We start from the raw sequence: 12,548 nt of genomic DNA, 5'->3' as shown, positions 1-12,548 counted from the left end.
CGGTGGTTCAGTTGGCGGACTTCGCGGGGCGGGCCACGACCGCCGCGGCGACGGCGACGAGGACCGAGACTCCGGCGCAGCACCACCACACGGTGGTGTAGGCGTCGATCGTCGGGATCTCGGTGCCCTTGAAGGTCAGGGCGGTGAGGATGGCCGCGAAGACGGCTCCCGCGACGGAACCGCCCACGGTCTTGGCGGTGTTGTAGATCCCGGTCGCGATGGCGGTGCGCTCGTGCGGGCTGGAGTCGACGATCAGGACGGGCATCGCGCTGAGGGCGAGACCGACGCCCGTGCCGACGATGACGTTGACGACGACGAACTGCCACGGGTCGTCGTGGGCGGCGATCAGGAACAGATAGCCGACCGCCATGAGGGCGCCGCTGAGCCCGAGGGTGCCGCGTCCGCCGATGAGCTTGAAGAGCCGGGAGGCGAACAGCGAGGCGACGAACGCCATGACGCCGGACGGCAGCATCAGCCAGGCGATTCCGAGGGCGTCGTAGCCGAATCCGTATCCGACCTTGTCAGCGGGTGAGGACACGAAGAGCACCAGGGCGGTCTGGGCGCCGAAGAGGGCGGTGCCCAGCAGGAAGCTCGCCGCGTAGACGGGGAGCAGGGTGCGCTGCACGGTGAGGCGGATGTCGACGATCGGCTCGGCGACGCGGAGTTCGACCAGGACCCAGACGACGAGGGTGACCGCTGCGACGGCGAACAGGGCGAGGGTGGCCGCGTCGGTCCAGCCCCACTTGGGTCCCTGGGAGATGCCGAGCAGCAGCGTGGCGAGTCCGACGCTGAGGAGTCCGGCGCCGGCCCAGTCGACCCTGCCCTCGGCCCGGGTCTTGGACTCGGGCACCAGGAAGAAGACGACTCCGGCGCACAGGACGGTGGCGGCCGCGGGAATCCACAGGACGCCGTGCACGGAGGAGATGACCTCACGGAGCAGTCCGGAGATGACCATGCCGGCGCTGGCGCCGAAGGTCAGCGCGCCGACGAGCATGGCGATGGCGCTCCGGGCGCCCGCGGCGTCCAGCCGGTCGCGGACCAGTCCGATCTCCAGGGGCAGGAGCGCGGCGAGCGGTCCCTGCAGCACACGGCCGACCAGCAGCACCTCGAACGAGGGTGCCCAGGCGACCAGTACCGAACCGACGGCGAGACAGAGGACGGCGATCCGCAGCAGCCGTCGATGCCCGTACATGTCCCCGAGGCGGCCGAACAGCGGCACGGAGACGGCGGCGGCCAGGAGCTGCGCCGCGTTGACCCAGTTGAGGTCGCCCGCGCCGACGTGCAGTACGGAGCCGAGTTCGGGCAGCAGGGTCGGCATCATCCCCTGGATGATGCCGCTGGTCAGCTCGACGAAGACCAGGAATCCGACGACCGCGGCGACACGGGTGGCGCCGAGGCCTGGCGCGCCGGCGCCCGCGGTGGGCTGGATACGCGACATGGGTTCTCCACTTGGGCACGGCCGCGCGCACGGGCGCGGCGGGTGAGGGTGGGGCAGGGGATTCGGGAAAGGGCGGTGTCGGCGAGGGCGGTCCCCCGGCCGGCCGGGTCAGGCGGCGGGCCTGCGGTCCGCTTCGAGGAGTGAGCGGGCCACGGTCCGGGCGAAGGCCAGATCGGCGGGGCCCGGTGTAATGCCGATCGCGGCGAGTGCGGCCCCGGCATCGGCGAAGGCGTCGCCGGGGGTGGCTGCGGACGGCGTCGGGGATGTGTGCGCCGGCCCGCCGTCCGGGTCCTGGAGCGGGGTGGGCCGTTGCCCGGGGTCGGGCGCGGCCCGGCGGAGATGCCAGGTGGTGGCGGACTGGTAGGCGTCGCCCGCGGCGATCAGGGTGTGCTCGCTGCGGGGGCGGCCGGCCAGTTGGAGGGAGAGGGGCAGCCCGGTGGGGCCGGCACCCATGGGAAGGGCGAGGGCCGGGAAGCCGGTGGGGTTCCAGACGCCGGTGAGGTTGAGTTCCTCGCCGGGCGCGGCCTCCTGTGCGTACGGCCGTGCGGGCGCGGGCCAGGTCGGGGTGGCGATCAGGTCGACGCCGCCGGGGCCGTCCATCCGCGCCAGCAGCTGTGCGGTGAGCTGTTCGCGGGTGCGCTGGGCGCGGAGGTAGAGGTGTGCCGGGACGAGTCCGCCCGCGGCGGCCAGCCTGCGAAAGGCCCGCCCGTGCCCGTCCCAGTCGGCGGCGAGCCGCTCGCTGTGCGCGGCGAAGGCTTCGGCGAGCATGGTGACCGCGTTGACGGCGAGCAGACCGCCGAACTCCGGCAGATCGAACTCCCTTATTTCCGCGCCGAGTTCACGCAGGGTTCGCAGCGCGTCCTGGAATGCGGTGCGGCACTCGGCGGTGACGCCCGGAGCGTCGAGCAGTCCGTACGGAACACCGATGCGCAGTCCGCGCACCCCGTCCGGCGCGGGAGCCCTGGGCGGCAGCCCGGTCATCGCGCCGAGGAGGAGTCCACAGTCGCGGGCGGTGACGGCCATCGGGCCGAGGACGTCCTGCGAAGGGCTCAGCGGGATGCAGCCGTCGACGGGCAGCAGTCCGAAGGTGGTCTTGAGGCCGGTGGCTCCGCACAGCGCGGCGGGCAGCCGCACGCTGCCGGAGGTGTCGCTGCCGAGGGCCCCCAGGAAGAGTCCCGAGGCGATGCCCGCACCGTTTCCGGTGCTCGATCCGCCGGTCCACCGCTCGGGGTCCCAGGGATTGCGGGGCACCGGAAAGTCGTGGGCGGGGTCGGGGCGGCCCATGGCGTACTCGGCCATGGTGGTCTTGCCCAGGACGACCGCCCCCGCACCGCGCAGCCGGGCGACGGCCGGTGCGTCGAGCCCGCGCCACCAGTGCGGGTCATGGACGGGGCTCTGCGCGGTGGCCGGGCCCTCGACGGTGGCGAGGTTGTCCTTCACCGCGAGGGGCAGTCCGTGCAGGGGGCCGCGTTCAGCGGCGGGCAGGGAGTCGGCCGCCCGGGCGGCGGCCAGCGCCCGTTCCGGGAAGCGGGTCACGTACACACCGAGCAGCGGATCGAGCACCTCGGCGTCGGCGAGGGCGGCGGTGACGAGTTCCTCGCTGCCGACGGTGCCCGACCGCAGGGCCGCGGCGGCGTCGGCGAGGGTGGCGAAAGGCTGCTGCACGCGGCGCCTCCGGAGTCGGATGTGGCTGGATCTGATGAGGTACGGCGATGCTAATCTCCGCTCAACATTCCGCTTGAAATTGCCGATCCCTGTCGTGAATCTTGATCGAATGCAGTCTTTTCCCAAAGCACCCGTCAGTACGGACTCTCGATGACTGAAAATCTGCCCTCACTCAGCGAGCTGGACCTGGCCCTGGTCAACGCTCTGCAGATCAACCCACGGGCCCCCTGGACCGAGCTGGCGAAGGCCCTGGAGGTCGATGCCGCGACCGTGGCCCGGCGATGGGAGCGGCTGCGGGCCGCCGGCCACGCCTGGGTGACGGCGTATCCGTACGGCGGCTCGGGGGCCGGCGCGCTGATCGAGATCGACTGCGCGCCGGGACAGGCGGGAGCGGTCGCCGAGCTCCTGTCGGCGGACCCGCACGCGGTGACCGTGGAGCACGCGGCGGGCGGGCGCGACCTCCTGATCACCGCGATGGCCACCGGCTTCGGCGCACTCTCGAGCTACATCGTGGACCGGCTGGGCACCACCCCCGGAATCGCGGCGACCCGTGCCCATCTGATCACCCGCAGTTACACCGAGGGCAGCGTGTGGCGGCTGACGAGCCTGAGCCGCAGCCAGCAGGAGACTCTGGCCGCGTCCCGCCGGTCGGCGCTGGGCGACACACAGCATCTGCCCGAGTACGCCGAGCTCGTCACGGCGATAGGCGAGAACGGACGCATGTCCCTCAGCGAACTCGCCGAGACCCTCGGCGTCTCGGTGAACACGGCGAGCCGCCGGCTGAACCGGCTGCTGGAAACAGGACGCCTCGTGCTCCGCTGCGACCTGGCCCGCTCGCTGTCCGGCTCACCGGTCGCCGTGACCCTGTTCGGGACCGTGGCGGCCGAGCATCTGGACGCCACGGCAAGGGAGTTGGCGAAGCTCCCGGAGATCAGGCAGTGCCTGGGCCTGGCCGGTCCGCAGAATCTGATCGCCACTGTCTGGGTCTCGTCCCTGGTGGATGCCCAGGCCCTGGAGGTCCGCCTCGCCGCGACCATCCCCCATCTGCGGATCGCCGACCGCGCGGTCGCGCTGCGCGCGGTGAAACTGATGGGCCGGCTGCTGGATCCGGACGGACGGGCGACCGGCTTCGTACCGATGAACCTCTGGGCGTGACAATGGCCGTGGAAGACAAATGACTAGGAGACACCCATGACGCTGCACGACATCCCGCTCCACACGCTCACCGGCGAGCCGACCACGCTGGGCGCCTACAGCGGCCAGGCGGTCCTGCTGGTGAACGTCGCCTCCAAGTGCGGGCTGACCCCGCAGTACGCCGGTCTGGAGCGGCTCCAGAAGGAGTACGGGGACCGCGGCTTCACGGTGCTCGGCGTGCCGTGCAACCAGTTCGGCGGCCAGGAGCCCGGGAGCTCGGAGGAGATCCAGACCTTCTGCTCGACGACGTACGGGGTGAGCTTCCCGCTGCTGGCGAAGACCGATGTCAACGGTGCCGGCAGGCACCCGCTCTACACGGAGCTCACCCGGCTCGCGGACGCGGACGGCGAGGCCGGTGACGTCCAGTGGAACTTCGAGAAGTTCCTGATCTCCCCCGCGGGTGAGCCGGTCGCCCGGATCCGCCCCCGGACGGAGCCGGAGGCCCCGGAGGTCGTCGCGGCCATCGAGGCGCAGCTCCCCGCCTGAGCATCCTCGCACCGGCCCCCGCCCCCTGTCGGCGCGACAGGGAGCGGGGCCGGGACCGGCGGCCTTGCGGGGCGTCAGCGGATGGGCATCCCGGACAGCGTGCGGGCGATCACCAGGCGCTGGATCTCGCTCGTTCCCTCGAAGATCGTGTAGATCGCGGCGTCGCGGTGCATGCGCTCCACCGGGTACTCACGGGTGAACCCGTTGCCGCCGAGGATCTGGATCGCCTGAGCGGTGACCTTCTTGGCGGTCTCGCTCGCGTACAGCTTGGACATGGAGCCCTCGGCCGACTCGAACGGCTTGCCGGCGGTCGCCATCCACGAGGCGCGCCAGACCAGCAGGCGCGCCGCGTCGATCTGGGTGCGCATGTCGGCGAGCTGGAAGGCGATGCCCTGGTTGTCGATGATCGGACGGCCGAACTGGGTCCTGGTCTTCGCGTAGTCCAGCGCGACCTCGTACGCGGCACGGGCGGTGCCGACGGCCATCGCGCCGACGGCCGGGCGGGACGCCTCGAACGTGGCCATCGCGGCGTTCTTCACGCGCTCGCCGCCACCGGAGGCGGCACGCTCGCGGGCCCGGGCCAGGCGCTGGTCCAGCTTCTCCTTGCCGCCGAGCAGGCAGTGGCCCGGGACGCGCACGTCCTCCAGGACGACCTCGGCGGTGTGCGAGGCGCGGATGCCGTGCTTCTTGAACTTCTGGCCCTGCGAGAGGCCCGCGGTGTCCGGCGGCACAATGAAGGAGGCGTGCCCCTTGGAACCGAGCTCCGCGTCGACGACCGCGACCACGACGTGGACGTTGGCGATGCCGCCGTTGGTCGCCCAGGTCTTGGTGCCGTTGAGCACCCACTCGTCCTTGGCCTGGTCGTACACCGCGCGGGTACGCATCGAGGCGACGTCGGAACCGGCGTCGGGCTCGGAGGAACAGAAGGCGGCGACCTTCACATCGTTCGCGTCGCCGTACATCTGCGGGATCCAGGTGCCGATCTGCTCCTCGGTCCCGTTGGCGAGGACGCCGACGGCCGCCAGGCCCGTACCGACGATCGACAGGGCGATGCCCGCGTCGCCCCAGAACAGCTCCTCCATCGCCATCGGGATGCCGAGGCCCGTCGGGTCGAAGAACTGCTGCGCGTAGAAGTCCAGGGAGTAGATTCCGACCTTGGCGGCCTCCTGGATGACGGGCCAGGGCGTTTCCTCACGCTCGTCCCACTCCGAAGCTGCCGGACGGATCACGTCTGCGGCGAAGCCGTGAAGCCAGTCACGGACCTGCTTCTGGTCGTCGTTGAGATCGAGCGTGAACTCGGCCATGTTCCCCTCCACGTGCTGCCGTCAAAATCTGGTTACTTGCGGTAACCACAGTCTGTTACCGACAAGTAGCCTGTGTCAACCGCTCGGGCGGCGATCCACGCACCGCTGGGCAGGGTGTTACGTTGCGCAGGCAGGACGGACATGCAGGGCCAGGGGTGGGAGAAACGCCATGGAGACCACACGACAGGCCGAGCGACAGCGGACCGCGGCCGAAAGCCGCCGCCGCGAGCTGCTGGAGGCCGCCGACCGCGTGGTGCTCAGGGACGGCCCCGGGGCATCGATGAACGCCATCGCGGCAGAGGCCGGCATCACCAAGCCCATCCTCTACCGGCACTTCGGCGACAAGGGCGGCCTCTACCGCGCCCTGGCCAAGCGGCACACCGACGCACTGCTGAGCGCCCTGCGGGCCGCGCTCGACGCCCCCGCCGACCGCCGCCAACGCATCGAGGCGACGCTCGACACCTATCTCGCGGCGATCGAGGCGCGTCCGCAGGTCTACCGCTTCCTGATGCACCCGTCCGACGACGCGGCGCCCTCGTCCGAGCAGGGCTTCGATGTGGGGCGGCACTCGGCCCCACTGCTGCGCCGCCTCGGCGAGGAGCTCGCCACAGTCATCGCGGAACGGGTGGATCTCGGCCCGGACAGCCAGCAGATGGCCCGGATCTGGGGCCACGGCATCATCGGCATGGCACAAGCGGCCGGCGACTGGTGGCTGAGCGAACGCCCCTGCTCGCGCGAGCAGTTGGTACGGAGTCTGGCCGATCTGCTCTGGGGCAGGCTGGCCGAGGTCGGCGACCGCCCCGGCGGAACCGGGTTCTGAAGCCGCCGGTCAACCGGTGCGCCCCCAGGGCGCCCGGCGGGCCGCACGCAGCGCGCGTGCCCGGCGCAGCCCGGTCAGCCGGTCCGTGTAGACGGCACCGTCGAGATGGTCGCACTCGTGCTGGAGGCAACGGGCGAAGAAGCCCGTCCCGCTGATCCGCACCGGCTCGCCCCCGACCGTCAGCCCCTCGACCACTGCGTGGTCGTAGCGAGGTGTGCCCGCCTCGATCCCCGGCAGGGAGAGGCAGCCCTCCGGGCCACGCACCGTGACGCCGTCCGCCTCGACGAGCGTGGGGTTGACCACATGCCCGAGATGGCGGACGTCCTCGTCGTCGGGACAGTCGAAGACGAACACCCGGAGCGGCACACCGACCTGGTTGGCGGCGAGACCGACGCCCTGCGCCGCGTACATCGTGGCGAACATGTCCTCGACCAGCCGGGCGAGCGAGGGCCCGAAGTCCGTGACGGGCTCGCACGCGGCGTGGAGCACCGGGTCACCGAGCAGGCTCATGGTCCGGACGAGGCCGGAGCTGCCGGGGATGGGGCGGTTTCGCATGAGGGCCATCGTACGTTCCACGGAAATGCCGGGTGCCGGCCGCGGTCGCGGCCGTGGCCGTGGCCGGTTCGCCGCCGGCAACCTGCGACACTTCAGGCGGCACGGTCCGGTGCGTACGAGGAGAACAGAGGTGGGCGCCGATGAGCCTGCAGGATCTCGGCCTCACGGCGGACGAGGACTCGGTGTACCAGGTGCTGATAGCGCTGCCTTCGCCCGGCTACGAACAGCTGGCCAACGCGGTCGGCCTGCCGGAACAGCGGACCGCCGCCGCGCTGCGCACCCTGGCCGACCGCGGGCTGGTCCTGCGGGTGGCCGACGGCCTGCGCTATGCGGCCGCGCCTCCCGCCGTCGCCCTCGGGGCCGAACTCGCCGCCCACCGCGAACGCCTCCAGCGCGCCGAACTCGCGGTGGCGCGGCTCGCGGAGACGTACCGCACGGCGACCGCCGACCGGGCCCAGCGCGACCTCGTGGAGATCGTCGAGGGCACCGACGCGATCCGCACGCGCTATCTCCAACTCCAGCTCTCCGCGCGCAGCACCATCGACATCTTCTCCGCCGGCACACCCCAGGCGGTCACCCCGGCGGACAGCGCGGAAGTGACGGCCATGTCGCGCGATGTGCGGGTGCGGGCCGTCATCGATCAGGGATTCCTGGGCGAGCCGGGCGCTGCGGATCAGGTGGCGCAGTCACTGGCCGACGGGGTCCACGTACGCACGGTCACCGAGGTCCCCTACAAGCTCATCCTGTGCGACGGCGCGGTGGCGATGCTGCCGCTGCACGGACGGGACGCCGACGTGGACCCGGCGGTGGTGCTGCGCGGCGGACTGGCCCATGTGGCGCGGGAGTTGTTCGAGCAGGTGTGGGGGCGTGCCCGCCCGTACCAGGAGCTGCCGCACGCGGAGATCGACGACCTCGACGCGCACATCCTGCGACTGCTGCTCGCCGGTCTCACGGACACGGCGGTGGCCGGTCAGGTGCGGCTGTCGGTGCGCACCGTGCAGCGCAGGCTCCAGGCGCTCATGGTGAGGACCGACGCGACGACCCGTCTCCAGCTGGGGTGGCACGCGAGAGACCGGGGCTGGGTGTGACGAGGCGGGGGTGAGCCGGTCGCACCGGCTCACCCCCGCCCCCGGGGTCGTTGCGAGGTCAGCGCAGTGTGACCGCCCTGATGACGTCCTGCTGGACGGAGAGCCCGCCGCGTGCGGTGGCGCCGGCCCGCAGCGACATCGCCCGGGCGTTGCGCGGTGTGTCCAGCTGCGCCGTCCACCGGCCGTCACCGGCCCGCTTCAGCTTCGCGTCGCGCCAGGTCGCCCCGTCGTCGTACGACACCTGGAGAGTGGCCGAGTCCGCCGTGACGTCACCGGGGAACGAGTACGCGTGCAGGCCGAGTCGCAGGTGCTTGCCGGCCCGCGCCGCTCCCTGGAGGTCCGTGTCGACGTCGTAGCCGAGGTTCAGCATCGGCACGTCCTGCCGGGCCAGGGTGCCCGCAGGCGCAGCCTTGAAGTCGAAGCCCCATGTGGTGCTGGTCGTCGTGGAGGTGCTCCACGCCGTCGTTCCGCGCTGCCCTGCGGCCACCAGCCGGTACGAGCCCGTGGTCAGGTTGTACGCCCGGCCGGCGCGGGAGTCGACCTGCGCCAGCTGGGTGTCGCCCCGGTGGAGCGAGGTCCGGGCCGTTCCGCCGAAGCCGACGTGGCCGGCGTCGCCGCCCGACAGCATCGGGATGTTCCAGATCAGCGTGTTGCTGCCGGTGGCGTAGACGGAGTAGCCGTCGGCCGGGCGCGGGGCCTGCACCGGCTTGAACCAGGCGGCCTCCGCAGACCGGGCGGCGGGCGCCTGCGTATAGCCGCTCTCCCAGTAGTTCGCCGCGTCACCCAGGCCCTGGTGCTGCTCCCACCAGGCGCCGACGTCGCTCGTGTCCGGGGTCACGTACTCGGTGCGGGTGCGCCCGTACTGCTCGTACGAGTCGCCGCCGAGTGCCGGGCTCCACGTCGGGACGAAGTACCGGCCGCCGAGTCCGAGCGTGCCCTTGGCGCCGTAGTAGCTGGTGTTCAGACGGGTCAGATCGCCGTTGTCCGGCTTGTAGGCCAGCGACCTGTCCGGAATGCGGCCGTCGAACTTCTCGACGAGGTCGTAGGTGTAGTCCGGGAACTGCCGCTGCGTCACCCGCAGCGTGCCGCGGCCGGACTTCGCCTCGGTGATCAGCAGCGCGCCGTCCGCCTGCGGCACCGACGCGATGGTGACGTCACCGCCTCCGCTGTACGTCTGGTAGAGGCGGCCACGGGTGTCGTGCGCGACGATCAGCATCGCGGCGCCGGCGGCCGAGGCGGCCTGCGCGCGCTGGGCCGCGGTCACGGCGTCGCTGCGGTCGATCACGACGGCCTTGCCGCGCGCGTCGACCCCGTCGTAGTCGGCTGCCGCACCCTGACCCGCGTAGACGGTCTTCAGGGTGTCGGTGCCGTCGTGGTACGCGGTGCCGCCCTGCGGGACCAGCGTGACCTCGCGGCGGGTTCCGGTCGTCGCGGCGAGCGCCTGCTGGCGCATCCGCCAACTCATGAACGCCTTCAGCGAGCCGTCGGCGACCTGCTCGGTCGGCGTCAGGTAGACGGAGTCGTACTTGGCAGGCAGCAACAGCGAGGTGGACCAGCCGTGCTGCGCGGCGTCGGCGTACTGGCGCGACAGGCCGAAGACCGTCTGGGACGTCTCGCTCTTCCGCTCCGGGACCGCGGACACCTTGCGTGCCCGGGTCGCGTCGAGGACGGCGGTGCCCTGCTTGTGCCCGGCGTCCAACGTGACCTCGTCGGAGATCAGCAGCGCCTCGCCGAGCGAGTCGGAGCTCTCACCCGGCACGTCCATGTACGACGAGACGGAGTAGCGGCCCGGCGGCAGGCGCAGGGTCTTCTCGCCGTCGACGTTGATGTACGAGGGCAGGGCGGCGGCCGCGTCGTAGAACGCCACCGAGTCCGACGCGGGCTTGCCGTCGCGGTCCTTCACCTTGATGGTGAAGTCGTACATCTCGGCTTCCTTGAACAGACCGAACCCGGTGTGCGCCACCACGGCGCCGGAGGCGGCGTCCGTGGCCGCGACCTGGCCGGAGAACGTGGTGCCCGCGGCGGCCTTCGAGGGGTCGAGAGTCAGGGTGACCTCCGCGGTGCCGTTCGCCGGGACCTTCACCGAGGAGGCGGACAGCGTGTACGCGTCCCCTTCGGTGCCCGTGGCGAGGTCGAGCGTCACGTCCGCGTCGCCGTCGTTGCGGTAGGTGATCGTACGGGTGGCCGCCTTGGCGTCGGCGTTCGGCCAGTTGTACGTGGCCGCGGCCACCGAGCCGGTCGCCTCGATCGTGGAGTCCATCGCCGCGACGGTGTCGACGCGGCCGGTGCCGGTCTCGAAGGGGGTCTCGTCGGTGCGGTGCGAGGTGCTCATCAGCACGTTCTTGATGCGCTCACCACTCCAGCCGGGGTGCCGCTCCTTCAGGATCGCGGCGGTGCCGGCGACCAGTGGCGTCGCCATCGACGTGCCGCTCATCGTCCGGTACAAGCCGCCGGTCCAGCCGGGCACCGACTGAGACGCGGCGGCGGAGACGTCCACACCGGGCGCCGAGACGTCGGGCTTGAGCTGGTGCGTGCCGGTCAGCGGGCCCTGGCTGGAGAACTCCGCGCGCTCGTCGTTCCTGTCGACGGCGGCGACGGTCAGCGCCGAGGCCGCGGCGCCCGGGGCGCCGATGGTGCCCGGGTCGTAGGCGTTGCCCGCGGCGATCACGAACAGTGGGCCGCCGTTCGCCGACAGGGTGTTCACGGCCTCGGACATGGGGTCCTCGCCGTCGGACCCGTCGGGGGTTCCGAGACTCATCGACACGATGTCCGCGCCCTGGTCCTTGGCCCACTCCATGCCGGCGATGACATCGGAGTTGCTGCCGGAACTGCCCTTGTTGCTCAGTACCTTGCCGATCAGCAGCCGGGCGCCGGGGGCGGCACCCTTCTCCTTGCCGCCGGAGGCGGCACCGGTTCCGGCGATCGTGGAAGCGGTGTGCGTGCCGTGGCCGTGGCCGTCGTCGACATCCTCACCCGGGACGAAGCTTTTCGACACGTCCACCTGGCCGACGAGGTCCGGGTGGTCGAGGTCGGCGCCCGTGTCGAGCACCGCGACCTTCACACCCTTGCCGTCGTAGCCCTTCTGCCAGGCATCGGTCGCCTTGATCTGTGACGTCTCGTCAGCCAGGGAAGCCTTGACCTTCCCGTCCAGCCACAGCTTCCCGATGCCGCCGCCGAGGGTGCGCGGCGCCTTCCCGGGAGCGACGTCCGTCCAGAACGCACGGGCGTCGTCCTTGGCGGTGCGCATCGCCGTCGCGTCGATCGACTTCAGTGTGTGCACGGTCGTCGCGCCCTCGGGGGCGGCCGGAGGCCGGGCGGAACGGGCGTTCTCCGGCGCCGTCGCGATCAGCGGCACGGAGCCGGTCCGCGCGTCGTCGTACCCCATCGCCACCAACTCGGTGACGTCGAACAGGCGCGGGTCGAGCCGGTCGGCGGCCAGCAACGGCATCGCCTGCGTCGGCACCGCATACGTGTGGTCCCCCTGCGTCCGCACCTGCACGCCGCCGGCGTTCGGATCGGCGAGATCGACCGTCACGACATCGTTGGCACCGGGCAGGTCGGTGTAGTGGACGACATCGCCGGTGACCAGGGTGATGTCGTACGACGGGCCTGCGGGGCCGCTCGCCGGAGCGGCCGTGGTGGGGTCCGCCGCCGCAGCCGCCGACACCCCCGCCCACCCGGTGAGCGCCATGGTCAGCGCGGTGGCAGCCGGCAGGAACCGGCTCCTGTTTATGGATCTCATGGGATGGATTTAACGGGCGTGGCGGCCCCTGCACAGCCTTGTCCGATGTCGCACTTACGACATGGCGGAAACCGGACTGGACAATTCGCCGCGCGGAGCGGCGAGCCGGCGCCGGCACCGCCCACGTCACCGGCGACCGGGCGGCCGCGGGCGGCACCGCGGCCGATACGGAACCCCGAAGTGGGATACAGGACATCAAGGCCGACCGGATCCTCCGGTGAAGTCACGTGGCGCCGCCGCACCTGCCGGCTACAAA

9 protein-coding genes are annotated in these 12,548 nt (G+C 71.7%); 4 read left to right on the top strand and 5 right to left on the bottom strand.

The genetic code is table 11. From position 1 onward, the window contains the following. Positions 1 to 7 precede the first annotated feature (7 nt). Positions 8 to 1,438, bottom strand: coding sequence for an MFS transporter (locus OG912_RS31945; RefSeq protein WP_327712347.1), 1,431 nt, complete (start codon positions 1,436 to 1,438; stop codon positions 8 to 10). 108 nt (positions 1,439 to 1,546) lie between these two features. Beyond that, entirely contained in the window at positions 1,547 to 3,103 is a 1,557-nt protein-coding gene (locus tag OG912_RS31940; RefSeq protein WP_327712346.1) for an amidase, read from the bottom strand. A gap of 150 nt (positions 3,104 to 3,253) precedes the next feature. Between OG912_RS31940 and OG912_RS31935 the strand changes: the two genes are divergently transcribed. Beyond that, positions 3,254 to 4,258, top strand: a complete 1,005-nt coding sequence (locus OG912_RS31935) for an Lrp/AsnC family transcriptional regulator (RefSeq protein WP_327712345.1) — start codon at positions 3,254 to 3,256, stop codon at positions 4,256 to 4,258. A 36-nt stretch (positions 4,259 to 4,294) separates the two neighbouring features. After that, positions 4,295 to 4,783 carry a glutathione peroxidase gene (locus OG912_RS31930; RefSeq protein ID WP_326734766.1) on the top strand — a complete coding sequence of 163 codons (489 nt, stop codon included), beginning with the start codon at positions 4,295 to 4,297 and terminating at the stop codon, positions 4,781 to 4,783. A 74-nt stretch (positions 4,784 to 4,857) separates the two neighbouring features. Here OG912_RS31930 and OG912_RS31925 read toward each other — a convergent pair whose 3' ends face one another. Continuing rightward, positions 4,858 to 6,087 (bottom strand): acyl-CoA dehydrogenase family protein, encoded by a 1,230-nt coding sequence (locus tag OG912_RS31925; protein ID WP_326734767.1) that lies wholly within the window; start codon positions 6,085 to 6,087, stop codon positions 4,858 to 4,860. Between the two features lie 169 nt (positions 6,088 to 6,256). Here OG912_RS31925 and OG912_RS31920 point away from each other — a divergent pair, with 169 nt between their 5' ends. Next, complete coding sequence (locus OG912_RS31920; RefSeq protein WP_326734768.1) at positions 6,257 to 6,907, top strand: TetR family transcriptional regulator; 651 nt, start codon at positions 6,257 to 6,259, stop codon at positions 6,905 to 6,907. A gap of 9 nt (positions 6,908 to 6,916) precedes the next feature. Here the strand turns inward: OG912_RS31920 and def are convergent, their stop codons facing one another. Beyond that, positions 6,917 to 7,462, bottom strand: coding sequence for a peptide deformylase (gene def, locus OG912_RS31915; RefSeq protein ID WP_326734769.1), 546 nt, complete (start codon positions 7,460 to 7,462; stop codon positions 6,917 to 6,919). A gap of 140 nt (positions 7,463 to 7,602) precedes the next feature. On the opposite strand from def, the gene OG912_RS31910 reads away from it, so the two are divergent. Then, positions 7,603 to 8,550 carry a helix-turn-helix domain-containing protein gene (locus OG912_RS31910; protein WP_327712343.1) on the top strand — a complete coding sequence of 316 codons (948 nt, stop codon included), beginning with the start codon at positions 7,603 to 7,605 and terminating at the stop codon, positions 8,548 to 8,550. Positions 8,551 to 8,608: 58 nt separating this feature from the next. Here OG912_RS31910 and OG912_RS31905 read toward each other — a convergent pair whose 3' ends face one another. Further along, a complete protein-coding gene (locus OG912_RS31905; RefSeq protein WP_327712342.1) occupies positions 8,609 to 12,292 on the bottom strand; it encodes a S8 family serine peptidase in 3,684 nt (1,227 codons plus the stop codon). Positions 12,293 to 12,548: the final 256 nt, after the last annotated feature.

This window comes from Streptomyces sp. NBC_00464 (assembly GCF_036013915.1).
GTDB lineage: Bacteria > Actinomycetota > Actinomycetes > Streptomycetales > Streptomycetaceae > Streptomyces.
Note: the sequence above shows the minus strand (reverse complement) of the source record. Positions and strands in the feature narration are given on the sequence as shown.